Annotated in this window: 17 protein-coding genes and 2 pseudogenes; 14 read left to right on the plus strand and 5 right to left on the minus strand. The window is 66.4% G+C overall.

Translation table 11 applies throughout. From position 1 onward, the window contains the following. Positions 1-16: 16 nt before the first annotated feature. Together astD and QP165_RS16700 are read right to left on the minus strand one after the other, a co-directional pair. Positions 17-1,429: a succinylglutamate-semialdehyde dehydrogenase gene (gene astD, locus QP165_RS16695; protein WP_056022331.1), complete on the minus strand. Its 1,413-nt coding sequence runs from the start codon at positions 1,427-1,429 to the stop codon at positions 17-19. Positions 1,430-1,505: 76 nt separating this feature from the next. Next, positions 1,506-2,873 (minus strand): protein adenylyltransferase SelO family protein, encoded by a 1,368-nt coding sequence (locus QP165_RS16700; protein ID WP_333996443.1) that lies wholly within the window; start codon positions 2,871-2,873, stop codon positions 1,506-1,508. Positions 2,874-2,910: 37 nt separating this feature from the next. On the opposite strand from QP165_RS16700, the gene QP165_RS16705 reads away from it, so the two are divergent. The 6 genes from QP165_RS16705 to QP165_RS16730 all read left to right on the plus strand — a co-directional run bounded on the left by QP165_RS16705 (position 2,911) and on the right by QP165_RS16730 (position 9,225). Continuing rightward, entirely contained in the window at positions 2,911-3,792 is an 882-nt protein-coding gene (locus QP165_RS16705; RefSeq protein ID WP_056022334.1) for an alpha/beta fold hydrolase, read from the plus strand. A 63-nt stretch (positions 3,793-3,855) separates the two neighbouring features. Beyond that, positions 3,856-4,614 (plus strand): SDR family oxidoreductase, encoded by a 759-nt coding sequence (locus tag QP165_RS16710; RefSeq protein ID WP_333996444.1) that lies wholly within the window; start codon positions 3,856-3,858, stop codon positions 4,612-4,614. Positions 4,615-4,782: 168 nt separating this feature from the next. Continuing rightward, positions 4,783-5,892 (plus strand): glycosidase, encoded by a 1,110-nt coding sequence (locus QP165_RS16715; protein WP_333996445.1) that lies wholly within the window; start codon positions 4,783-4,785, stop codon positions 5,890-5,892. Positions 5,893-5,959: 67 nt separating this feature from the next. Next, positions 5,960-7,102: a glycosyltransferase family 4 protein gene (locus tag QP165_RS16720; protein WP_333996446.1), complete on the plus strand. Its 1,143-nt coding sequence runs from the start codon at positions 5,960-5,962 to the stop codon at positions 7,100-7,102. A 62-nt stretch (positions 7,103-7,164) separates the two neighbouring features. Beyond that, positions 7,165-8,568, plus strand: coding sequence for an NAD(P)H-dependent flavin oxidoreductase (locus QP165_RS16725; RefSeq protein ID WP_056021641.1), 1,404 nt, complete (start codon positions 7,165-7,167; stop codon positions 8,566-8,568). A gap of 30 nt (positions 8,569-8,598) precedes the next feature. Beyond that, a complete protein-coding gene (locus tag QP165_RS16730; protein WP_333996447.1) occupies positions 8,599-9,225 on the plus strand; it encodes a LysE family translocator in 627 nt (208 codons plus the stop codon). Between the two features lie 40 nt (positions 9,226-9,265). Here QP165_RS16730 and QP165_RS16735 read toward each other — a convergent pair whose 3' ends face one another. Both QP165_RS16735 and QP165_RS16740 read right to left on the minus strand, forming a co-directional pair. Beyond that, a complete protein-coding gene (locus tag QP165_RS16735; RefSeq protein ID WP_200916249.1) occupies positions 9,266-9,457 on the minus strand; it encodes a hypothetical protein in 192 nt (63 codons plus the stop codon). Between the two features lie 68 nt (positions 9,458-9,525). Then, positions 9,526-10,523: pseudogene (locus QP165_RS16740) on the minus strand (2-hydroxyacid dehydrogenase). Between the two features lie 181 nt (positions 10,524-10,704). On the opposite strand from QP165_RS16740, the gene QP165_RS16745 reads away from it, so the two are divergent. The 5 genes and pseudogenes from QP165_RS16745 (at position 10,705) to QP165_RS16765 (ending at position 19,030) form a co-directional block, all read left to right on the plus strand. Beyond that, a complete protein-coding gene (locus QP165_RS16745; protein WP_333996448.1) occupies positions 10,705-11,202 on the plus strand; it encodes an SH3 domain-containing protein in 498 nt (165 codons plus the stop codon). Positions 11,203-11,237: 35 nt separating this feature from the next. Continuing rightward, positions 11,238-12,011 (plus strand): prepilin peptidase, encoded by a 774-nt coding sequence (locus QP165_RS16750; RefSeq protein ID WP_333996449.1) that lies wholly within the window; start codon positions 11,238-11,240, stop codon positions 12,009-12,011. A 98-nt stretch (positions 12,012-12,109) separates the two neighbouring features. After that, positions 12,110-12,469 (plus strand): hypothetical protein, encoded by a 360-nt coding sequence (locus tag QP165_RS16755; RefSeq protein ID WP_333996450.1) that lies wholly within the window; start codon positions 12,110-12,112, stop codon positions 12,467-12,469. A gap of 101 nt (positions 12,470-12,570) precedes the next feature. Further along, positions 12,571-14,763 (plus strand): BamA/TamA family outer membrane protein, encoded by a 2,193-nt coding sequence (locus tag QP165_RS16760; RefSeq protein WP_333996451.1) that lies wholly within the window; start codon positions 12,571-12,573, stop codon positions 14,761-14,763. Further along, positions 14,763-19,030 (plus strand): annotated as a pseudogene (locus QP165_RS16765) (translocation/assembly module TamB domain-containing protein). Before QP165_RS16760 ends, QP165_RS16765 begins: the two are co-directional and overlap by 1 nt. A 693-nt stretch (positions 19,031-19,723) precedes the next feature. On the opposite strand, the gene QP165_RS16770 reads toward QP165_RS16765, so the two are convergent. Further along, positions 19,724-19,924, minus strand: a complete 201-nt coding sequence (locus QP165_RS16770) for a hypothetical protein (protein ID WP_333996452.1) — start codon at positions 19,922-19,924, stop codon at positions 19,724-19,726. Between QP165_RS16770 and QP165_RS16775 the strand changes: the two genes are divergently transcribed. From QP165_RS16775 to QP165_RS16785, 3 genes are all read left to right on the plus strand, one after another. After that, a complete protein-coding gene (locus QP165_RS16775; protein WP_333996453.1) occupies positions 19,905-21,002 on the plus strand; it encodes an EAL domain-containing protein in 1,098 nt (365 codons plus the stop codon). The genes QP165_RS16770 and QP165_RS16775 overlap by 20 nt on opposite strands. Positions 21,003-21,144: 142 nt before the next feature. After that, positions 21,145-23,469, plus strand: coding sequence for a tetratricopeptide repeat-containing sensor histidine kinase (locus QP165_RS16780; protein WP_333996454.1), 2,325 nt, complete (start codon positions 21,145-21,147; stop codon positions 23,467-23,469). A gap of 62 nt (positions 23,470-23,531) precedes the next feature. Then, positions 23,532-23,939: a response regulator gene (locus QP165_RS16785; RefSeq protein ID WP_056022353.1), complete on the plus strand. Its 408-nt coding sequence runs from the start codon at positions 23,532-23,534 to the stop codon at positions 23,937-23,939. Positions 23,940-23,941: the final 2 nt, after the last annotated feature.

A 23,941-nucleotide genomic window follows, 5' to 3' on the forward strand; every position in this document is an offset into this window, starting at 1 on the left:
CGCCTGTCGCCCCGCGTCAGGCGTCGCGCAGGCCGATGCCGATGCTCGCGCGCGCGGTTTCGGATTCGCTGCTGACGACGGGGTAGGCGCAGTAATCGGCAGCGTAATAGGCGCTTGGCCGGTGGTTGCCCGACCAGCCGACGCCGCCGAACGGTGCGCCTGACGAGGCACCGTTGGTGGGCTTGTTCCAGTTGACGATGCCGGCGCGGATGTTCGCCCAGAAACGGTCGTAGAGCGACGGGGTCTGGCTGATCAGCGCGGCGGACAGACCGTAACGCGTGTTGTTCGCCTCGGCGATCGCGGCGTCGAAATCGTCGGTGCGGAAGACCTGCAGGATCGGTCCGAACAGCTCGAGGTCGGGGCGGTCCGCCATGTCGGTGACGTCGATCATCGCCGGACGCAGGAACGGCAGCGTGTCGACCGGGCGCTCGAGATGCCGGATCGGGCGTCCGCCGCGCATCAGCAGGGCGAGAAAGCTCTCGGTCAGTTGATCGGCCGCGTCATTGTCGATCACCGGGCCCATGAAGGGCGCCGGGTTGGCATGCGGGTGGTCGACGATGATCCGCGTGATCATCGCCTCGATCGTGTCGAGCAGCGGCTGGGCGAGGCGCTCCTGGACGATCAGCCGTCGCGCGGCGGTGCAACGCTGCCCGGCGGTGGTGAAGGCCGACTGGACCACGAGCACCGCGGCGGTGTGAAGGTCGGGCGTGTCCCAGACCATGATCGGGTTGTTGCCACCCATTTCGAGCGCGAGGATCTTCTCGGGCTTTTCGGCAAAGGCGCGATTGAGCGCGAGCCCGGTATGCGCAGAGCCGGTGAACAGCAGTCCGTCGATATCGGGATGCGCGGCGAGCGCCTTGCCCTCGGCGGGGCCGCCGACGAGCAACCGAATGCAATCCTCGGGCACGCCCGCCGCGCGGTAGCATTCGACGAGGAACGCACCCGTCGCCGGGGTCTTTTCGGACGGCTTGAACACCACCGCATTGCCGGCGATCAACGCCGGCACGATGTGGCCGTTGGGAAGGTGCGCGGGGAAATTATACGGGCCGAGCACGGCGAGTACGCCATGCGGCTTGTGACGCAGCGCGACGCGGCTGTTCATCGGCGCCTCCATCCGGCGCTGCGCGGTGCGCTCGGCATAGGCGCTGACCGAGATGTCGACCTTGGCGATGACCGTCTCGACTTCGCTCCGCGCTTCCCAGACCGGCTTGCCCGTTTCGCGCGCGATCAGGTCGGTGAATTCGTCGTTGCGCTGGCGGACGACGTTGGCGAAACGGCGCATCGTCTCGATCCGGAACGCGAGCGGTTTCGATGCCCAGCCGGCCCAGCCGCCACGCGCCATGCCGACTTCGGCATCGACATCGCCGATCGGGTGGCGCCACAACAGGACACCGGTCGCAGGTTCGTAGGAAAGAATTTCGTCGGCCATGTCCGGCTCTTGCCTGAAATTCCAGGCCGTTTCCACTATGGCGCTCGGCGTCTGCATTGCGTTGCTGGCCGCGGGATCAGGCGAGCGCCGCTCCCATCGCCCTGATCACCGCGATCTTGGCCTCGAGCGCACCCCAGTCGTCGTGGTCGGCGATACCCGACCAGATAGACTCGACCTCGTCGATCAGCATGCTGCACGGGCTTCCCGACCAATAGGGATGCGCGCGGTCCTTGCGCGCAGCATAGCCGGCGAGTCGCGTTCGGACGTCGTCCCATGGCGCGCCATATTCCGGCGGCAGGTCGCCCCCGAACGCATCGAAGAAGAAGCGATCGAGGCTGCTGCCTGTCGTACGAAGCGCCAGCTCGGTCGCCTGGACCAGTGCACGATCGCCATCAGGATCGCTTGGCTGGACGCCGAGGCGCCAGAGGATCGCCTCGCTGACCTCGGTCTGGTAGCGTGGGCCGAACGTGTCGAGGGCCGTGATCAGCGGTTCACTCTCGGCAAGAGGCCTGAGCGAGACCGCGAGCTGCATCACGTCCCAGTGGATTGCCTCGGGCTGGCGGCCAAAGGCGTACAGGCCTTCGTGATCGAAATAGGCGGCGGTGAACCCCGGGTCCCAGGTCGGTGCGAACCGCCACGGGCCGTAGTCGAAGCTCTCTCCGGTCACGTTGATATTGTCCGAATTGAGAACGCCGTGAACGAAGCCCGCCGCCATGTAGCGTGCCGCGAGGCGCGCGGTGCGGGCCACGACGCGGTCGAGCAGCCGGACGGGGTCGTCGCTGTCTTCGTCATAGAGGTTGCGCAGCGTGTAGCCGACGAGCTTGCGCAGGCTGGCCTCGTCGCGTTCGTAGGCGAGCCGCTGGAACGTCCCGATGCGGACATGGCTGTGGTTCAGCCGGACGAGGACGGCTGAGCGCGTCGGGCTGGGCTCGTCGCCGCGCTGCAACCGCTCGCCCGTCTCGATCAGCGACAGCGTGCGCGAGGTCGGGACGTTCAGTGCCTCGAGCATCTCGGTCGCGAGGATTTCGCGCACACCGCCCTTCAGCGTCAGGCGACCGTCGCCCGCGCGGCTCCACGGCGTCTGGCCCGATCCCTTGGTGCCGAGATCCATCAGCCGGCCGCGATCGTCGCGCATCTGCGCGAAGGTGAAGCCGCGGCCGTCGCCGAGATCGGGATTGTAGTTGCGAAACTGGTGCCCGTGATAGCGCAGCGCGAGCGGGCCGGGCAGCGTGTCCGGCAGCGGCGCGAAACGTCCGAAATGCCGGGCCCATTCCGCATCGTCGAGCCCTGCGAGCCCAACCTGTGCGGCGGCACGATCGTTCCGGAAGCGCAACATGGTGTCGGGGAAATCCGCCGCCGTGACGGGATCGAAGAACGCATCCCCGAGCGTGAGGAGCGTGGTTTCGGGGCGATAGGCTGGGGAGGCTTGCGGGTCGATGGGCATGCAGCGATATGGTGGCCGCTACCCGAAGGACGCAACCATGGCCGCTTACGAAAACCTCTATTGGTGGTCCAACGACGGGCTCAGGCTGCATGCGCGCGACTATCCGGGGGGCGAGCCGGGGCGGCCGCCGATCCTGTGCCTGCCCGGGCTGACGCGCAACGCGCGCGACTTCGACGCGCTGGCGGCCCGGCTTGCGGGGCGCTGGCGCGTGATCGCGGTCGATTTCCGGGGCCGTGGGGAGAGCGCGTTCGCGAAGGACCCGATGTCCTATGTCCCGCTCACCTATGTCCAGGATGTCGAGGCGCTGCTGACCGAGCAGGGGATCGATCGCTATGTCGCGTTCGGTACGTCGCTCGGCGGGATCGTAACGATGTTGATGGGCGGGCCCGCGCGGGGTCGTATGGTCGCCGCGTTGCTGAACGACGTCGGCCCCGAGATCGACGCGCAGGGCTTGTCGCGGATCAGGGGCTATGTCGGCAAGGCGAGCGTCTTCCCGACCTGGATGCATGCCGCGCGCTGCGTCGCGGAGAACAACGCCGACGTCTATCCCGACTGGTCGATCGAGGACTGGCTGGCGATGGCCAAGCGGCTCTACCGGCTGAACAGTGCGGGGCGGATCGTGCTCGACTACGACCTGAAGATCGCCGAGCCGTTTAGGGTCCCGGGGAACGAGGCGGGGCCGGACATGTGGCAGGCCCTGGGGTCGTTGCGCGACGTGCCGACGCTGATCGTCCGCGGCGGCCGCTCCGACCTGTTGTCGGCCGCGGTGGCGGAGCGGATGGCGGCGTCGCTCGACGAGGCCGAGCTCGTGACGGTGCCGGGGGTCGGTCACTCGCCGACGCTGAGCGAGACGATGCTGCATGGACCGATCGACCGGCTGCTCGACCGTGCGCTTGAGAGGGCGGCCGTCGCGACCTAAGGGAACATGCGAACGGCATCGCCCCTGCGCGGTCCTCCAGGCTTTTCTCACTCGGGATATTTCATGACCTCACCTGCCGACGCGCATACCCATGTCCGCCCTCTCAAAGGCCGCCGCGCGATCATCACGGGCGGGACGACGGGGATCGGCCGGGCGATCGCCGTGCTGCTCGCGTCGCAAGGCGCGAAGGTCTATATCTGCGGTCGCGACGAACAGTATCTGCGGGATGCGCTCGCCCTGATCCGCGAGGTCGGTGACGGCGACGGGATGATCACCGAACTGGCCGATCCCGACAAGGTCCGCGCGTTCTTCGATGCGGGCGAGGCCTATCTCGGCGGCTTCGACATCACCGTCGTCAACGCCGCGGTCGCTGCAGGCGGGCTGACGCAGATGGACGAGGACGCGCTGCGCTATGCGATCGCGGTCAATTTCACCGCCTATCTGCTTAGCGCGCATCATGCCGCGCACCGGATGACGCCGATCGGCGACCTCGTCCTGATCGGCTCGCTCAGCGCGCATATCCTGGGACCAAGCTCGACCGTCTATGCGGGCATCAAGTCGGGGATCGCCGGCTTCGCCGAGGCGCTGCGTCGCGAACTGGGGCCCAAGGGGATCCGGGTGTCGCTGATCGAGCCGGGCAAGGTCGGCTCCCACATGCAATATCCCGACGTGCCCGACGAGAAGCAGCGGGAAATGGTCGCGGCGGAGCAGATGCTGCGCGCCGAGGACATCGCCGCAGGCGTCGAGTTCCTGCTGACGCAGCCGACGCGAAGTGTGATCCAGCAGCTCGTCATCGTGCCCCGCGCGCTCGAGGGGGAATAACGCAGGTGGACGGCGCAGCCTCGTCGAAGGCCACACCCGCACCGTCATCCTGACGAAAGTCAGGATCCAGCGTGACCGAGGGCCGTCTTTCGTGGCTCTGGATCCTGACTTTCGTCAGGATGACGATCAGGAACTGGCGGTATCGCCTGACGCATCAAGGAGAATAGCATGTTCGATCAGCTCGTCTTCACCCCCGCGGACATCGACCTGTCGCGCTCGCCGCTGGCGGGGAAGGTCGCCGCCGAGACCTATGTCCTCGGCGCGTTCAATCCCGGGATGACGCGACTGGCGAACGGCAACCTCTTGATGATGGTGCGCGTGGCCGAGGCGTTGCGCGAGCCGATCAAGGGCGGCAACGTCCATGCGATCCGCTGGCAGGACGGCGCCTATCTGCTCGATCCATGGCCGTTGCAGCTCGTCGACACCGCCGATCCGCGCAAGTTCATGATGCGCGGCGGCGGGTGGAAGGTGATGGCGCTGACCTCGCTGTCCTGGTTGCTGCCCGTCGAGCTCGACCCCGAGGGCCGCGCGGTCGTCGCGGTGCATTACGACAAGGCGATCGCGCCGCGCACGTCGTACCAGTGCTACGGGGTCGAGGATGCGCGGATCTCGAAGGTCGGCGACCGCTATCTGATGACCACCTGTTCGGTCAGCCCCGAGCGGCATTCGACCACGCTTTACTCGTCCGACGACGCGCTCGACTGGCAGCTCGAGGGGATCGTCCTCGATCACCAGAACAAGGACATGCTGATCTTCGAAGGGCTGATCGACGGGCAATATTGGGCGCAGACGCGGCCGCTCGGCGACCTGTATTTCGCCTATCCGCCGGGCAGCGAGTGGCGCGCCGGCCCCTCGATCAACCTGTCGCGCTCGCCCGATGCGCTGCACTGGAAGCCGCACGACAAGCCCGGCATCCGGCCGCATGCCGCCACCGTGTCGACCGCGCGGATGGGCGGCGGCGCCCCGCCGATCCTCACCGATCGCGGCTGGCTGACGCTGTGGCACGGTGTCGAGCCGTCGGGCGTGGTCGGGATCTATCGCACCTATTGGTCGATCCTCGACAAGGACGATCCGTCGATCACGATCGCGACCGAGCACGCCCCGCTGCTCGAGCCCAGCCCCGCGCTGACCGAACCGCTGAAGGACAGCCTGTATCTCGACAATGTCGTCTTCACGACGGGCATCGCGGACGCAGGGGATTTCTACGTCGTCGCGAGCGGCGAGGCGGATCTGGCGTGCCGGATCACCCATATCCCGAAGCAGGTCTTCGCAGCCTGAATGCGGCGACCATGCGAAAACGCTGTTGAGCCTTGAACCCGGCGACGGGAATCGGCATCGCTCGGGCATGGCCGCTCCCGTCAACATCCTCCACCTCCATTCCTCGTTCGATCTCGGCGGCAAGGAGGCGCGGGCGGTACGGCTGATGAACGCGTTCGGCGATCGCGCGAAGCACAGCATCGTGTCGGGCGTGCCCGATGCGCTGGGCGCGCAGGCGTCGATCGCCAAGGGCATCCGGTACGAGATCGCGCAGAACCCGCCGCCGCTGACCGGCAAGCCGTCGGTCAAGCGCTACGAGGCGATCGCGCAGTATATGCGGCGGTTCGACCTCGTGCTGACGTATAATTGGGGCGCGATCGACGGGGCGATGGCGCGCCGCGCGTTCGGCAAGGGGGCGCCGCCGCTGGTCCACCACGAGGACGGCTTCAACGCGGACGAAGCGGGTGGCCTCAAGATCGAGCGCAATATCTATCGTCGGCTCGCGCTGGGGGCGGCGCACGCGCTGGCGGTGCCCTCGGAAGTGCTCGAGGACATCGCGCTGCGGACGTGGAAACAACCCCGCGAGCGCGTCCACCGGATCGTGAACGGCATCGGCACCGCCTATTACGCGCAAAAGCCCGACCCCAAGGCGATCCCCGGGTTCGTCCCGAACAGCAAGGAGGTCGTGATCGGCGCGCTCGCCGGACTGCGCGAGGTGAAGGACCTGGCCGCGCTGGTGCGTGCGGTCGGCGGCGTATCGGGGCGCGTGCGGCTGGTGATCATCGGCGAGGGTCCGGAACGCGCCCGGATCCAGCAGGCCGCCGCCGCAATGGGGCTTGGCAAAGTGCTGGTGATGCCCGGTTTTCTCGACCGCCCCTATCGCTACATCGGCCATTTCGACATTCTCGCGCTATCGTCGCGCAGCGAGCAATTTCCGATCTCGGTGGTCGAGGCGATGGCGGCGGGGCTGCCGATCGCGAGCTATCCGGTGGGCGATGTCGCCCGGATGGTGTCGCCGGAAAACGCGCCCTTCATCACCGCCAATGCCGACGAGGTAAAGCTGCGCGACGCGTTGCAGGCGCTGGTGTCCGATCCTTCGTTGCGCGCGACGATCGGCGCTGCGAACCGCGCGCGTGCGACGGCCGAATTCGACGAGTCGGTGATGATCGCGCGCTATCGGACGCTGTACGAAGAGGCGCTGGGGCGGGCGGGCGCGTTGACCCCGCTCTGAATTTGCTCGCACGTTGCGTCCTTGCGATATAGGGGGCCGTATTTTCCGGGAGAGGTGACGTCGTGTTCAAGGGCCTGAAGCCTATCGTCTATAACGGTCGCGAAGTGTGGCCGCTCGTGGAAGGCGGCAAGGGTGTCGCTGCGACCAATCACGCGTCCGCCGGCGCCTGGGCTGCAGCGGGCGGCATCGGCACGGTTTCCGCCGTGAACGCAGATAGTTACGATCCCGACGGCAAGATCATCCCGCAGGTCTATGCGGCGCTGACGCGGCGCGACCGGCACGAGGAGCTCGTCCAGTACGCGATCGACGGTGCGGTCCAGCAGGTCGAGCGCGCGTACGAGATCGCCGACGGCAAGGGTGCGATCAACATCAACGTGCTGTGGGAAATGGGCGGCGCGCAGCGGATCCTGCACGGTGTCCTTGAGCGGACGCGCGGCAAGGTCGCGGGCGTCACCTGCGGCGCGGGCATGCCGTACAAGCTGTCCGAGATCACCGCGTCCTACGGCGTCAGCTATCTGCCGATCGTCAGCTCGGGCCGTGCGTTCCGCGCGCTGTGGAAGCGCGCCTATTCGAAGGCGGCCGAGTGGCTCGCCGCGGTCGTGTACGAGGATCCCTGGCTGGCGGGCGGGCATAACGGCCTGTCGAACGCGGAGGATCCGCTCAAGCCGCAGGATCCCTATCCGCGCGTCAAGGAACTGCGCGACGTGATGCGCGAGGGCGGCATCTCCGACGACGTGCCGATCGTGATGGCGGGCGGCGTGTGGTACTTACGCGACTGGAACGACTGGATCGACAATCCCGAGCTCGGCACGATCGCGTTCCAGTTCGGCACGCGCCCGCTGCTGACACGCGAAAGCCCGATTCCCGAGGGCTGGAAGAACGCGTTGACGCAGATCGAGGAAGGCGACGTGCTGCTGCACAAATTCTCGCCGACCGGCTTCTATTCGTCCGCCGTGCGCAACCCGTTCCTGCGCAGCCTCGAGGCGCGTTCGGAGCGCCAGATCGCGTTTTCGACGCAGGAGGCGGGCGACCATGTGTTCCAGCTCGACGTCGGCGTGAAGGGCAAGAACTTCTGGGTCACGCGCAACGACCTGCTGCGCGCCCGGCAGTGGTTCGGCGAAGGGCATACCGATGCGCTCAAGACGCCCGACAACACGCTGGTGTTCGTCAGCCCAAACGAGAAGGGCATGATCCGCAAGGATCAGGCGGACTGCATGGGCTGCCTGTCGCAATGCTCGTTCTCGAGCTGGGCGGATACCGAGACCAATTCGACGGGGCGCCTCGCCGACCCGCGCAGCTTCTGCATCCAGAAGACGTTGCAGGACATCGCGCATGGCGGCGATATCGAGCAAAACCTGATGTTCGCGGGTCATGCCGCGTATAACTTCAAGAAGGACCCGTTCTACTCGAACGGCTTCGTGCCAAGCGTCGGGCAGCTCGTCGATCGGATCCTGACGGGCGACTGACCGCCGCTCGACGGTGTTGGGGAGGGGGCGATGACCTTGCATCTCTGGTGGCTGTTCGTCGTCGCGGTGTTCTTGCTCTGCGGGACGCCGGGGCCGAACATGCTGCATGTGATGACGCGAAGCGTCGCGTTCGGTGCGCGGCGCAGCATCGCCGCGATGGCGGGATGCCTGTGCGCGCTGGTGCTCGTGCTGGCAGCCTCGGCGGCGGGGGTATCGGCGTTGCTCGCTGCCTGGCCGCGCGTATTCGACGCGTTGCGCTATGCCGGTGTCGCCTATCTCGTGCTTCTCGGGATCAAGGCATGGCGTGGCGCCGGTGCGCCGGTCGATGTCGGATCGGACGCGCTGCCCGTCGCGGCGTCGGCGCGGCGGCTGTTTCGCGGCGGGTTCGTGATCGGGATCAGCAACCCGAAACTGCTGCTGTTCGCGGCGGCGTTCCTGCCGCAGTTCGTCGACAGGGGATCCCCGCAGGCGCCGCAGTTCGCGATTCTGGTCGTCACCTTCGCGGTCGTGGAAAGCTTCTGGTACGGGGTCTACGCGATGTGCGGGCGCACGCTGGCGCGGCATCTTCGGCGGCCCGCGTTGCGCCGCGGGTTCGATCGCGCGACGGGCGGGATCTTCATCGGGTTCGGTGCAGCGTTGCTCGGCACGCACGCCTGAACACGGTTTGCGCGGGCCATTGGCCAGCCCGCGCGCCCGATCATTTTGCCACGGTGCCGACGACCGCACCACCGGTGCCGCCGATTGCCGCACCCTTTTCGACGCTACCGCCGGTTGCTGCAGCGACGCCTGCGCCGCCCGCTGCGCCGATGCCCGCGCCCTTCAGCGTCGAACACGCGCTCATCGAAACGGCGGATGCGACCAGCAAGGCGGAAACTGCGATCTTCTTCATGGGGATACTCCTTCTCTCCGGGGGTATCCAACTAATGCCGCGTCGCAGCATCGGTTCCCAAAAACCGGTCAGGCCCAGCCTTCGAGCACCTGATCGGGGGGCGGTGTCCGTCCGCCCACATGCGGATATTCTGGATGACCTTCTCGCCGGTCGCGATCCGGCCTTCGAACGTCGCGGAGCCCATGTGCGGCAGCATCACGACGTTATCGAGCGCGAGCAGCCGTGGATCGATTTCGGGCTCATGCCGCCAGACGTCGAGTCCGGCGCCCGCAAGCCGCCCCGATTCGAGCGCGTCGATCAGCGCGTCCTCGTCGACGATGCCGCCACGCGACGCGTTGATCAGAAAGACATGGGGGCGGAGCAACGCGATCCGACGCGCGTCGATCAGGTCGCGGCTGTCGGCATTGAGCGGCGTGTGGAGCGTGACGATATCGACCGCGGCGAGCATCTCGTCGAGCGAATCATGCCACGTCGCACCCAGCGCCGTTTCGAGCGACACGGGCAGCCGGCGCCGATTGTGATAGTGGACGGACAGCCCGAACGCGGCCGCACGCCGCGCGACCGCCTGGCCGATCCGACCCATGCCGACGATGCCGAGCGCCTTGCCGCCGATCCGGTGGCCCAGCATCCCGCCGGGGCTCCAGCCGGTCCAGCTTCCCGAGCGAACGAGCTTTTCACCCTCCGCCAGCCGGCGCGGCACCGACAGGATCAGCGCCATCGTCATGTCCGCGGTGTCCTCGGTGAGGACGCCAGGGGTGTTGGTGACGATGATCCCGCGGTTGCGTGCGGCCTTGAGGTCGATGTGGTTCACCCCGGCGCCGTAATTGGCGATCAGGCGGAGGCGGTCGCCGGCACCGGCGATCAGCGCGGCGTCGATATCGTCCGTCACCGTCGGGACGAGCACGTCGCAGTCCGCCATCGCGGCCGCCAGCGCGTCGCGCGACATCTTCTCGTCGGCGCGGTTGTTGTGCGTTTCGAACAACGCCTCCATCCGGTCCATGACCACGTTCGCGAGTTCGCGCGTGACGACGACCTTCGGATTGGGGCAGCGACGGGTATCGGGCATGCCGACGGCTTGGCGAACCCCGTCGCAGGCGTCAACGAAGAAGCGGCACAGTCGCGTCGCACGTGCCGGTTCCCGCGATTACGTGCGATCGCACTGGCCTGCGCTTAGTAGTTGAAACCGGAGCATTCGGCGCGATAGGGATTGGCAACCCGCGGGCTGCGTCGGGCTACAGGATATCGCCATGCGCCTCTTTGCCGTCGGTTTCGCCGTCACCGCCACGTTGCTTCTGATCGTCGAACCGGCGGCGGCGGCGGCGGCGGATCCGGACCGGAAGGTCCCCTATTATGCGTCGATCGCGGCGGGGCGGGCCCGGACACGGACGGGGCCTGCGCGCACCTATCCGGCAAGCTGGCTGTACCAGCGCGCCGACCTGCCCGTGAAAGTCGTCGCGATCCACAAGGAATGGCGCAAGATCGCCGACCCCGATGGTACCGAAGGCTGGATGCAGGCCAATCTGATGAGCGCGACGCGGACCGCGATCGTCCGCGGCGGGGTGCCCATCGATCTGCGCGCGCGGCCAAGCGAAAGCGCGAAACTGCTCTGGCGTGCTGCACCCGGCGTGGTCGGACGGCTGAGCCAGTGCGCGAACGGCTGGTGCCTGATGGACGTCAAGGGGCAGGCCGGGTTCGTCAGGGTCGATGCGCTCTGGGGTGTCGATGCGGACGAAACGCTTCCCTGATTGACGGCGGGGCAGGCGCTCGTCACGCGGCAGGCATGATCGATATCGCAAACCTGCCGATGCCGCTCGTAGCCGCGGTCCTTCTCGGCGGGCTGGGCGCGATCTTCGGAAGCTTCATCGCTGCGCTCGTGATCCGCTGGCCGCAGGATCGTTCGGTGGCCGAGGGGCGGTCGTGCTGCGATCATTGCGGCCGCGTGCTTCGCCCGATCGAGCTGATCCCGCTCGTCAGTGCGGCGCTGACGCGAGGAAGATGCAGGCATTGCAGCGCGCCGATCGATCCGATCCACTGGCGGATCGAGGCCTGCGCGGTTGCGATCGGCGCGGTCGCCGGGATGGTTGCGCCCAGTGCGGAGGGCGTCGCCGGTGCGGTCTTTGGCTGGATCCTTCTCGCGCTTGCCGCGCTCGACATCGTCGCGTTCTGGCTTCCCGACCGATTGACCGGCCTGCTTGCGATCGGGGGCGCGATCGGTGGGATCGCCGGTATCGGACCGATCGCGATCGACCGGCTGATCGGCGGCGGCGTGGGCTATGGCAGCTTGTGGCTCATTGCCGCCGGTTATCGACGGCTGCGGGGCCGCGAGGGGATGGGCGCCGGCGATCCGAAGCTGTTCAGCGCGATCGGGTTATGGGTGGGATGGCAGATGCTGCCCGCGATCCTGTTGATCGGCAGCATGATCGGGTTGGGAGTCGTGCTGTCGGCGCGGCTGCGCGGCGCCGCGGTGACCGCGGACACCGCGCTCCCGTTCGGCGCATTGCTCGCGATCGCCGCTTATCCGGCCTGGCTATTCATGATAACGACCGCGCCATGATCGGATTGCTTTTTGCCGCTGCGTTGCAAGCGTCGTCCACCGCGTCTCCACCGACCGTTACTCCGCCGACTGGGGGGCAATCGGGCAGCGCGGCGCCCATGCTCGGTCCGATCGGCAAGCAGGTCATGCCGGCAAAGGGGTGTGCCGCGTTCCTGTGGGGGACGACCGACCGGACGCTGGTGGCGATGGCGGGGGCGGAAACGGGGCGGATCCGCGTCGCGATCGACGGCAAGCCGATCGATTACCTGCGCGCCGATGAAAGCGGCGCCGGCGGTTTCGGCTTTGCCGGGGTCACGACCTATCGCGGCGGCGATCTGACGATCGCGCTCGACATGACGATCGTGTCGCGCGACGACCTCGCGTCGGGGGCGATGATCCCTGCGGCGACGCTACGGATCGACCGGCCGGGACGCGATACGGTGATCCTGCCGGTCGCGGGCATGGTCGGCTGCACGTAAATCGCAACGGTGCGAAACTTTCAGAACTTTCGAGCGTTCGGAACAGCTAACGGGGATGAATCGAATGCGGTCGCCCTATTCAAAGGGGACTCGCAGTTAGCGTGACAGGTTCGACCGGGCGGCATTATTGGCTCGCCATCGCTTTGGCGGCGAGCGCCAATGGCCTCATCCAGCCCGCCGCGGCGCAGCTCGCACAGCCCGGCTCTGCGCCTGCCAAGGGGCCTGACGCCCCTCGTGCCGCTGATCGGCAATCGTCGACTCCGGCCTCCCCTGCGACCGACGCGCCGATCGTTCCCGACGCCGAGTTCAACAGCGCGCTGCCGCCCTTGTCGGGCGATATCAACGCGGCGCTCGAGCCGATGATCGCCGACACGCCGCAGACCGCGCCAGCGACGCAACCGGCCACGTCGAGCGCTCCGGCGGTTACCGCGTCCGGCGATGTACTGCCGCCGATCGGGCCGAACGATCCGCAGCTCGTCGAGCCGCTCCCCGCGCTCGCCAGCTACGACACCGCGCCGCTGGCGACCGGTGCCGACGTCCGCGACAAGAATGCGCCCGAAATCCGGTACGACGCCGAGATCAAGGGGCTTGCGGACGCCGGGGACGGGCTGGAGGCACGGTACAAGGCGTTGTCCGCGCTCAAGGGCGGCGGCAAGGCCGCCAACGCGACGCAGGTGTCGGCGCGGGCGAAGGAAGACGAGGCGCTGGTCGTCCGGCTGCTGAAATCGCTCGGCTATTACGATGCCACCGCCATTTCGACGATCGAGACCGCCGCCGGAACGCCCGGCCGGCTGAAGGCCATCGTCAGCGCGCAGCCCGGCCGGCTGTACACGCTGTCGTCGATCGTGGTTCAGGCCGCGCAGACGACCCCGCCCGATCTCGTGCGGCAGCAATTGCCGCTCAAGGTCGGCGATGCGATCCAGGCCGACCGCATCCAGGGCGCGGAGGCAAACGTCTCGCTGACGCTTCCGCAAATGGGCTATCCGTTCGTCAAGGTCGGCGAGCGCGATATCCTGCTCGACGACGAGTCGCCGACCGCGACGGGCGCGTATACGCTTCCGGTCGATGTCGGGCCGCGCGCGTCGTTCGGACAATTGCGCACCGAAGGCGACACGGTCTTCAATATCGAGCATCTGAACGTCTTCCCGCGGTTCGAGCCGGGCGAACTGTACGACAATCGACTGACCGACGACCTGCGCAACGCACTGGTCGCGACCAGCCTGTTCCAGAGCGTTTCGGTGGTCCCGCAGCGCACCGGACAGATCAACGCCGATGGCACCGAGCAGGTCGACCTGCTGGTTCGTCAGACCAAGGGCCCGGCACGAACGCTGGGCGGCAACGTCGGATTCTCGACGGGGCAGGGTTTCCGCGCCGAGGGTACCTGGCAACATCGCAATCTGTTCCCGTACGAAGGCGCGCTGATCGCGTCGGTGATCGCGGGGACGCAGGAGCAAGGCGTCGCGGGGACGTTCCGCCGTGCCAATGCCGGCCGCCGCGATCGGACATTCAGCCTGACCGCGGGTGCGAACCACTCGAATTACGACGCCTATGAAGCGTTCACGACGAGCGTCGGCGTCCGCTGGAGCTACGATCTGACGCCGATCTGGCAGAAGCCGCTGACCTATTATTATGGCGGCGAGCTCGTCGGCACGAACGAGAGCGTCTACGACTTCGCGCGTGGCGAAAACGTCCGGCGGACCTATGGCATCGTCGCGTTGCCGGGGCAGGTGCTGTTCGATCGGTCGGACAGTCTGCTCAATCCGAGCAAGGGCTATCGCCTCCGCGTCAATCTGAGTCCCGAAACGTCGGTGCAGGGGGCGGTCAGGCCCTATGTCCGCGCGATGGTCGAGGGGACGTTCTACTACCCCGTATCGAGCAGCATCGTGATCGCCGGCCGCGCCAAGGCGGGGACGATCCAGGGCGTCGCCCGCGACGACCTGGCGCCGTCGCGTCGCTATTATGGCGGCGGCGGCGGATCAGTGCGCGGGTACGGCTATCAGCGGCTGGGGCCGTTCGATCCGAATGGCGATCCGGTCGGCGGACGCAGCCTGAACGAATTCGCGCTCGAGGCGCGGTACCGGTTCGGCGATTTCGGGATCGTCCCGTTCGTCGATGCGGGCAACAGCTACGAAAGCACGACGCCCAACCTTTCGAGCCTGCGCTACGGCGCGGGTATCGGCGGGCGTTTCTATACTAGCTTCGGGCCGATGCGCGTCGATATCGCGACGCCGCTGAACCCGCGCGAGGGTGACGGCAAGGTCGCACTCTACATCTCGATCGGGCAGGCATTCTGATGGCCGAAAACGGCACCCCTCCCGCTCACGACCCGGTGGTCGACCCTGTGACGAACGCGGACGGCGGGGGCATCGACAAGCGCCCCCTCTGGCAACGTATCCTGAAATGGATCGTCCTGACGGTGGTCGGGATCGTCGTCCTGCTGTTGCTGGTGCTGTTCGGGATCAACACCGATCCCGGCCGTCGCCTCGTCGCGGACCAGATCGGCGGCTACACGACCGCGTCGGGGCTCAACATCAAGGTCGGTCGGATCGATGGCTCGATCTATGGCGCGATGACGCTGAGCGATCTGCGCGTGTCCGATACGAAGGGCGTGTTCCTTACCAGCCCACGGCTGGCGGTCGACTGGCGGCCGTTCGCGTTCGCGCGCAATCATGTCGACGTGCGCGCGTTGACGACCCCGCTGGTGACGCTCCAGCGCCGGCCGATTTTGAAGGCGACGCCGAGCGATCCCAACGCGCCGCTGCTGCCCGACCTCGACATCGACGTGAACCGGTTGCGGATCGATCGATTCGTGATCGGCAAGCCGGTCACGGGGCAGACGCATATCGTCAGGATCGATGGCGCAGTGCATATCGCCGACAAGCGCGCGCAGCTGACCACCAACGCCGCCGCACTGCGCGGGCCGGGCGTTGCCGGTGGCGATCGGCTCATGCTGCGGCTCGACGCGGTGCCCGAGCAGAACAAGTTCGACGTCAATCTCAAGCTGGCGGCGCCGGTTGGCGGCGTGGTCGCGACGATGGGCGGGCTGAAGGCCCCACTGACGGCGACCGTCGACGGCCGCGGCAGCTGGGCTGCATGGCGGGGACGCGCGATCGCCACGCTTGGCGGGGGGCAACTCGCCAATCTCGCGCTGACCGCAAAGAACGGACATATCGAGGTGCGCGGCGCGACTCGCCCGGGCCTCTATCTCGAAGGGCCGGTCGAACGCCTGACCGCGCCGCAGCTCGACGTCGCGATCGACACGACGCTGAACGACCGCAAGGCGGATACGCGGATCACGCTGAAGTCGGATGCGCTGGCGGTGGACGCCGGCGGGCTGATCGATCTCGCGAACAGCCGGTTCGGTAATTTTGCGGTCGACGCGAAGCTGCTGACGCCCGGTGCGATTTTCCCCAACCTGCGCGGCCGCGACGTGACGGCGCGCGTCGTGCTTGACGGTGCGTTCGCGACACCGACGGTCGACTACAAGGTACGTGCCGCAACGATCGCATTCGGCGACATGGGCGTCGAGAATCTCTACGCCGAGGGTCTGGCACGCATCAACAGCGACCGGATCCTGGTACCGATCAAGGCCCGCGCACGTCGCGTGACGGGGCTCAACGCGGCGGTCGGCGGACTTGCGACCAACGTCGCGATCGATGGCGATTTCGCGATCTCGGGCGTCAACGTCCTGTCCGACAACCTCAAGATCCGATCGGACAAGATCGACGCGACCGCCGTGGTCGTCGCGAACATGGCGACGGGCCGCTATACCGGTGCGCTGAAGGGCCGGATCAACAACTACCGCGTCGACGGTATCGGGATCGTCAACCTGTCGACCGACGCCAAGCTCGTGCCCGGGGCCAATGGTGGTTTCGGGATCACCGGCCGCGTCGTCGCGCAGACGTCGCAGATCTTCAACGAGGGCGCACGCACGTTCTTGGGCGGCAATGCGATCATCCGTTCGGACATTGGCTACAGCCCCGAGGGGATCGTCACGTTCCGCAACCTGCGGATGAATGCACCCCAGTTCCGCATCACGCGCGGCGAGGGGCGGTTCGATCCGGCTAGCGGCGTGGTGCTGGTCAATGCCGACGCGTATTCGACGGTGTATGGCCCATTGTCCGCGCGCGTGACGGGCAGCGCGACCGCACCCGTCGTCGTCCTGCGCGCACCGCGGCCGGGCGTCGGCGTCGGTCTCGTCAATCTCCAGGCGCGGATCGTCGGACGCAACGGCGCCTATGCGGTCGTCGCGAGCGGGGGGACCAATTACGGTCCGTTCACCGCCGACGTGCTCGTGACGCCCGCGGCGCAGCTGGCGGTCGACGTCAGACGGGTCGTATTCGCAGGGATCGTCGCGAGTGGCCGGGTCGTGCAGACGGCACCGGGGCCGTTCGCGGGCGCGCTGCAGTTCGCGGGGCAGGGGCTCCAGGGGAACGTCCGTCTGGGCAACCAGGGCGGCTATCAGCGCGCGGATGTCGCCGCGCGGGCCTATGGCGCCAAGATTCCTGGCATGGTCGACTTCACTATCGGGCGTGCGATCGTGAACGCGCACGCGGTGATGTACCCCAAGGCGCCGGAAGTGATCGCCGACGTCCAGGTCGCCGACATGCGCTACGGTGAGGTCGTGCTGTCGGCCGCGCGCGCGAAGGTGAACTACGTCGGTGGCCGGGGTACGGCGCAGGCGCTGGCGACGGGGTCGAGCGGCGTACCGTTCCGCATCGCCATGAACGCACAGCTCAGCCCCGATTCGTATCTCGTCGCGCTCAAGGGCCAGGCGAACGGCATCGATTTCCGCACGGCCAATCCGGCCCGGATCAGCGCGACGGCAGGGACGTACCGGCTCGCGCCGACGCGGATCGATTTCGGGCAGGGACCGAATGCGGGCGCGGCGCGCCTCGCAGGAAGCTATGGCAGCGGGCTCAATGCTCAGCTGCGGCTCGACAAGCTCGATCTCTCGATCCTGAGCGCACTCATGCCGAGCCTCGGTATCGGCGGCAACGCCACGGGAAGCCTTGACTTCGCGCAATCGGGCAACGCTGCGGTTCCGACGGCGGATGCCCGCATCACGGTCCGCAACTTCACGCGGACCGGGATCGCCGCGATTTCCGACCCCGTCGACATCGTGTTCGCCGGGACGCTCGGCGCACAGGGCGGCACGGGGCGCGCACTTGTCCGCCGCGGGCCGACCGTCGTCGGCCGGATGGTCGCCAATCTCCAGCCGCTCGGGGCGGGAGCCTCGTGGTCGGAGCGGCTGATGGCTGCACCGCTGTCGGGGGGATCCGCTACAATGGTCCGTCCGCGGTGCTGTTCAGCCTGGCGGCATTGCCCAACCAGCAACTGTCGGGGCCGATCGCGATCGCTGCCGATTTCTCCGGCCGGTTGCAGGCGCCGCGGCTGAACGGGCTGATCCGAGCGGACTCGCTGACGTATGACAATGAGCAATATGGCACGCGGCTGTCGCAGATGCGGATCAACGCGCGATTCAATAATGACCGCCTCGAGTTGACGCAGCTGGCGGCACGCGCTGGCGACGGTACCGTCCAGGCACAGGGCAGCGTCGGGCTTGCGGCAGACAGCGGGTTCCCGATCGATCTGCGCGCGACGCTCAACAATGCACAGCTTGCCAAGAGCGATGCCTTGAGTGCGACGACCACGGGTACGGTGCGCTTCACCAACGGCCGCGACGGTGCGCTGTTGCAGGGCGATCTGCAGGTTCCCGAGGCGCGATACGAGATCATCCGCCAGGGTCAGGCCGAGGTCCCCGAGCTTACGGGCGTACGTCGCAAGAGCGAGATCCGCCCGGGTCGACCGACGGACCGTCCGGCGCGTGCGGCTCCGGCCGGGCTCATAAAGCTCGATCTGCGCGTGCGTGCGCCCAACCAGCTCTTCGTGTCCGGCATGGGCCTTGAGTCGGAGTGGGAGATGGACATGCGGATCAGCGGGACGTCGGTCGCACCGGTCGTGACCGGTGGCCTCGATATCGTCCGCGGCACCTATTCCTTCGCGGGCAAGCGGTTCGAAGTGAACCGCGGCACGATCCGGTTCCGTGGCGGTGCGTTGACCGATCCGGACATCAATATCCAGGCGACGACGACGACCAACAACATCACGGTCGTGATCAACGTCACGGGTACCGGCGAGCGGCCGCAGATCGCGTTCACATCGACTCCCGCGTTGCCGCAGGACGAGGTGCTGAGCCGGCTCCTGTTCGGGACGAACCCGGAAAATCTGTCGGCGACCGAGGCGATCCAGCTTGCGGCCGCGCTCAATTCGCTGCGCGGGTCGGGCGGAGGCGGGCTCAACCCGCTCGGCAAGCTGCGGTCCGCGACGGGGTTCGATCGCCTGCGCGTGCTGGGTGCCGACGAAGCGAGCGGGCGCGGGACCAGCCTCGCGGCGGGCAAGTACCTGACCGACAACATCTATGTGGAGATCGTGACCGACGCGAAGGGCTTCACGTCGACGCAGCTCGAGATCGCGTTGACCAAGGCGCTGAGCCTGTTGTCGTCGACCGGGTCGCAGGGTGGTCAGAACGCGAGCGTGAAATACTCGAAGGACTATTGAGCGCCTCGCACCGCGGCGGGCGACAGCAAACGATAAGAGCCGGCATCCGATCAGACGGGTGCCGGCTTTTTCATGTCATCGCGAAATGATGTTGCCTTTGAGGGCGGCCGGCTGCGCGCGCCGGTCGATGCCGCTTGGATCGAACTAGCGAAAATTACGCGCTTCTGCGTTCGGCCCCGGCAATGACACGGGGAGTGGAGGCCGTGCTTACGCGAGCAGGATCGCTCCAGCGTAAGACCAAAATCCCTTACGGATCGCAGGCTTTTACAAAACGCCTCAAACCCAAAATGGCGTTAAATAAACTTGAAATCCATTGTCACAAAAGTGACCCGGCGATCTCAGACTGCGCGTCACTCCGCGTAATCATGCGATCGCCGGACCGTTAACGATTTACCAGGGACGGATCTGCGTGCCGTACACCAGCGAAAGAATGAACTTCAGCATTTTTTGTTCTCCCTTGTTTGCGCCTGTTGATGCGCAATACTGAGTTAACGCGCCGTTAAGTAAAAAACAACGTGGTATACGACGTATTAACCATCTTCACGTCCCGTTGCGGGAAGGCTTAACGCATTCTTCAGGCGTCGCCCTTAGCGTCGGCACCATGAGCGAGCCCTCCTATCGCCTGTCCGCCCCGTGCCGGGTTGCGCGCCTAGCGGCCTGCCATGCAGCGGTGTGCGCATGACCGGAGGCGAGTCATTGGCAAATGAGATCGCGCAGCCGCCGGTCGCGTTTCACGGCTGGCAGTTTGTCATTCTGGCCGAGGTCGGCAACTTCGTGAATCTTCGGCGCCACGTCGGCCGTCGCAGGGCAGATACGCTCGTTGCAGACATAGCGCTGCAGAATCGCGACCCTGCTGCCGCAGTCGCGAACCGAGGTGGCTGCGCGGGATCTCATCGACATCAGCCTGCAGGGCGACGCGCAATCCGAGCTCGATCTCGTGCTCAATCAGATCGAGCGCGCGTTCACCACGCCGTTCGATATCGACGGTGAGTGCTATCTCATCCAGCTGACGCTCGGGGGCGCCTCGGTTCACGCGCCGCAGCATGACGAGGTGCGGCTGATCGAGGAGGCGGAACTCGCGCTCGCGGATGCGCGGATCGAGCATGGTCCGATCGCGCGCGATGCGTCGATCGCCAATGCGTCGGTGGATCGCCAGCTTCTCGCGCGCGAACTGCATCAGGCGATCGGGGGCGATCAGCTGTTCCTGCAGTATCAGCCCAAGGTCCATCTGCGGCGGCAGGAGGTGTCGAGCGTCGAGGCACTGGTGCGGTGGCGCCACCCGACGCGCGGTCTGGTCCTGCCCAGCGACTTCATCCCGATCGCCGAAGACAGCCGTGATATCGTCACGTTGACGCTGTGGACGATCGAACAGGTGATTCGCGACCAGCGGATCCTGGTCGCGCGCGGCCATGATCTCCCGATCTTCATCAATATCGCCGGCGTGCTGCTCTCGGATGCGCGATTCGTGCGACAGGCCTGTGCCTTGATCGAGAAAAGCGGGGCGCAGCTCGGTTTCGAGATTACCGAGACGTCGGTGATTCGCGATCCGGACAGCGCGATTCGCAATCTTCAGGTCTTTGCGGACATCGGGATCGTCATCGCGATCGACGATTATGGCGCCGGGCTTTCGTCGCTCGCCTATCTGAAGCAGCTGCCGGCGAGCGAACTCAAGATCGACAAGCTGTTCGTGACGCAGTTGACGAGCTCGAACCGCGATCCGCTGATCGTCCGTTCGACGATCGACCTCGCGCACGCGCTCGAGATGGAGGTCGTCGCCGAGGGAGTCGAGACCGCATCGGCAATGGCGCTGTTGTCCGTCATGGGGTGCGACATGGTGCAGGGGTTCCTCATCAGCCGCCCGATCGGCATCGACGCGTTGCTGCCATTCCTCGACGAAGAGCGTCATCTTGGTGTCGCGCAGGAGATTCGCTCTCCGTTCGGCCGCGTCTCTGTCGTCGCAAAGGCGGGTTGAAGTCCGCGTGTTAGCGCCTGTCAGGTTCGTTGCCGGGCTTGCCGCGGTTTCACTGATATTCGCAACGGGGCCTGCCATCGCCGCGACGGCCAGAAGCGCGCAGGAACGGTTCGACGTCGCAATCGCCGATGTGAAAGCAACGATGCAGGCCGATCCCCATACGGTCGTGCGCAAAGCGCTCGCAGCGGAAGCCCTGGCGAACCAGATCCCAGATCGTCGGCGCCGGCATATCGCAGCGGCGACTGCGGACTGGCTTCAGGGGGAGGCCTATCTCCGGTTGGATCAGCCGGACCGGGCAGCGCCGATCATCGAACTTGCTCTCAACACGATCACCAAGTTTGACAAAGGGTCGAACCTCCACGGCAACATTTTGCTCACGAGCGGTGGGGCAAATGGCGAACAGGGCGAAGCCGGGGCTGCGTTGGCCAACTATCTCGCTGCGCATGATATCTTTCGGCAGACATCCGACACGCGCAATCGCGCCAAGGCTCTCATGCTGATCGGCGGACTTTACGCCGACGGCAAGGATCCGGAGACGGCGCTGCGCTATCTCGGACAGGCGCTGGATCTGTACAGCGGGGATCCCGGCGTACTGGTATCGATGTACAATAATCGTGGGTCGTATCTGCAAGATCTGGGGCGGTATCCAGAGGCGGAGGGGCAATTCCGTCTGGCGCTGAAAACCGTCAAGCCAATGGACAGCCCGTTGCTGGAGTCGTTGATCCTTGGCAACATCGCGCAAACCAAATTACAAGCCGGAGATCCAAAGCGGGCGCAAGTTGCAATCAACGAAGCATTGCAGATCGCATCGCGCGATGACGCTCGACAGGGTCTGCTAAGACTCCTCCCGGTCGCTGCACGGCTTGCCTTGATGCGGCACGATGACGCGGGGGCGGCATCCCTGATCTCGCCGCTTTTTGACGGTGTCGACCTGTCCAAGACCAATTTGCCATTCCGCGAGGCGCATGCCGTCGCCTACGACATCTACAAGGCGATCGGGCGGCCCGACGAGGCGCTCGTGCATCTGGCGGCGCTGAAGCGGCTCGACGATCAGGCGACGAAGCTCGCGACGAACACGAGCACCGCGCTGATGGCCGCGCGGTTCAACTTTGCGAACCAGGAACTGAAGATCTCGAAGCTCCACGCCGACGAGCTCCAGCGCAGCGTGGCGTATGAACAGGCGCGCGCACGGACGCAGCGCCTGCTGTTTCTGGCGGGAGCGGCGGCGGTTCTGGCGGTGATCGGGATGCTCGCGGTGGGCCTCATCACGATCCGTCGCAGCCGCGACAAGGTGCGCGCCGCAAACGACGATCTGGCGGTGACGAACGGCGCGTTGGCAAAGGCGCTGGCGGCGAAGACCGAATTCCTGGCGACGACCAGCCATGAGATCTGTACGCCGCTGAACGGCATCCTGGGTATGACCGAGGTGATGCTGGCTGACGCCGCGCTCGATACCAGGCTGCGCGACCGGTTAGGCGTGGTCCACGGCGCGGGCGTCACGATGCGCGCGCTGGTCGACGATATCCTCGACATCGCGAAGATGGAGACGGGGAACCTGACGATCGAGCATGGCCCGCTCGACCTGTGTTCGACGGTGAGCGATGCCGCGCGGATGTGGGAGGTCCAGGCCGAGCGGAAGGGGCTGGCGTTCACCATCGACATGGCGGGGTGCCCGGCGACGATCATCGGCGATGCGGCGCGGATCCGGCAGATCGTCTTCAACCTGTTGTCCAATGCGCTGAAGTTCACGCATGCGGGCGCCGTTACGGTGACCCTGCGTTCGAGCGAGACGCGGTTGCTGCTCGATATCACCGATTCGGGGATCGGCATCCCGGCCGACAAGCTCGCCGATATCTTCGAATCGTTTCGTCAGGCCGATGCGGGAACGACGCGCCAATATGGCGGTACCGGGCTTGGCCTCGCGATCTCGCGCAATCTCGCCCGGGCGATGGGGGAGATCGTCGTCGAAAGCGTGGTTGGGCAGGGCACCATTTTCACGCTCGACCTGCCGCTGATCATCGCCGACAGCGTCGTGCGGTCGGAGACCGGAGGCGGTTCGGTGGCCGCGGCGTCGTTCCTGATCGTCGATCGCAACCCGATCATGCGCAGCATGTTCAAGACGCTGGTCGCACCTTATGTCGACTCCGTGCTTGCCGTCGCGTCGGTCGACGAGGCGGTTGAGACGCTGAAAGCGACGCGCGTTGCAAACATCCTCATCGACGACGTGACCGTGCACGCTGCCGGGGATGTCACTGCGGCGATCGCGCGGATCCAAGCTGCGGCGGGCGATGCGGCCACCACGCTGCTCTGGCCGGCGTCACGTTTGCCCGAACTCGACGCGCTGATCGTCAAGCCGACGCGTGTCGTCGGGAAGCCCGTTTCGGGGACCGAACTGCTCGCGGCCCTTTTTGACAGCGCCGGAATGCAAAACAACTTAATTGCCGATCTTGTCTCCGAGGCAGCTTGAAGCGTACAGCCTTTTGTAACGGAATGCCTGCCTGCCTTGCCGGTCCCGTCGCGGAGGAAGTCTTGAACATATTGTTCATTGAGGACGATCGAATGAATCGCCGGGTCGTCGGCGATATGCTCGGTGTTGCCGGTGCGACCATGACCGAAGCGGAGAGTGCGGAGCGCGGCCTCGAGATCCTCGATGCACAGGATTTTCAGATGGTTCTGGTCGATCTCCGGATGCCGGGGATGGACGGGATTACGGCGATCACGATCATTCGCGCGCGCGGCGACGAGAAGGCCAAGGTGCCCATCATCGTCATTACCGCGGACGTCGCGCCCGATTTGCGCGAGCGGTGCATCGCCGCGGGGGCCGACGACGTCATCTTCAAGCCGGTCGCGATGGATGCGCTGTTCGAGGCGATGGGCCGCATCCTTGCGCGCGACGCGCGCGGCGATGGTCCGGGAAGCAGCAGCCTCATTCTGTAGCG

Source organism: Sphingomonas sp. 22R3R2A-7 (assembly GCF_036856055.1).
Lineage (GTDB): Bacteria > Pseudomonadota > Alphaproteobacteria > Sphingomonadales > Sphingomonadaceae > Sphingomonas.

Bases quoted from the DNA above. Each gene is read 5' to 3' on its own strand.
- astD (WP_056022331.1), bottom strand. From the start codon at position 1,429: ATGGCCGACGAAATTCTTTCCTACGAACCTGCGACCGGTGTCCTGTTG.
- QP165_RS16755 (WP_333996450.1), top strand. From the start codon at position 12,110: ATGCTCGGTCCGATCGGCAAGCAGGTCATGCCGGCAAAGGGGTGTGCC.
- QP165_RS16715 (WP_333996445.1), top strand. From the start codon at position 4,783: ATGTTCGATCAGCTCGTCTTCACCCCCGCGGACATCGACCTGTCGCGC.
- QP165_RS16730 (WP_333996447.1), top strand. From the start codon at position 8,599: ATGACCTTGCATCTCTGGTGGCTGTTCGTCGTCGCGGTGTTCTTGCTC.
- QP165_RS16750 (WP_333996449.1), top strand. From the start codon at position 11,238: ATGATCGATATCGCAAACCTGCCGATGCCGCTCGTAGCCGCGGTCCTT.
- QP165_RS16770 (WP_333996452.1), bottom strand. From the start codon at position 19,924: ATGAGATCCCGCGCAGCCACCTCGGTTCGCGACTGCGGCAGCAGGGTC.
- QP165_RS16710 (WP_333996444.1), top strand. From the start codon at position 3,856: ATGACCTCACCTGCCGACGCGCATACCCATGTCCGCCCTCTCAAAGGC.
- QP165_RS16705 (WP_056022334.1), top strand. From the start codon at position 2,911: ATGGCCGCTTACGAAAACCTCTATTGGTGGTCCAACGACGGGCTCAGG.
- QP165_RS16745 (WP_333996448.1), top strand. From the start codon at position 10,705: ATGCGCCTCTTTGCCGTCGGTTTCGCCGTCACCGCCACGTTGCTTCTG.
- QP165_RS16780 (WP_333996454.1), top strand. From the start codon at position 21,145: ATGCAGGCCGATCCCCATACGGTCGTGCGCAAAGCGCTCGCAGCGGAA.
- QP165_RS16735 (WP_200916249.1), bottom strand. From the start codon at position 9,457: ATGAAGAAGATCGCAGTTTCCGCCTTGCTGGTCGCATCCGCCGTTTCG.
- QP165_RS16700 (WP_333996443.1), bottom strand. From the start codon at position 2,873: ATGCCCATCGACCCGCAAGCCTCCCCAGCCTATCGCCCCGAAACCACG.
- QP165_RS16720 (WP_333996446.1), top strand. From the start codon at position 5,960: ATGGCCGCTCCCGTCAACATCCTCCACCTCCATTCCTCGTTCGATCTC.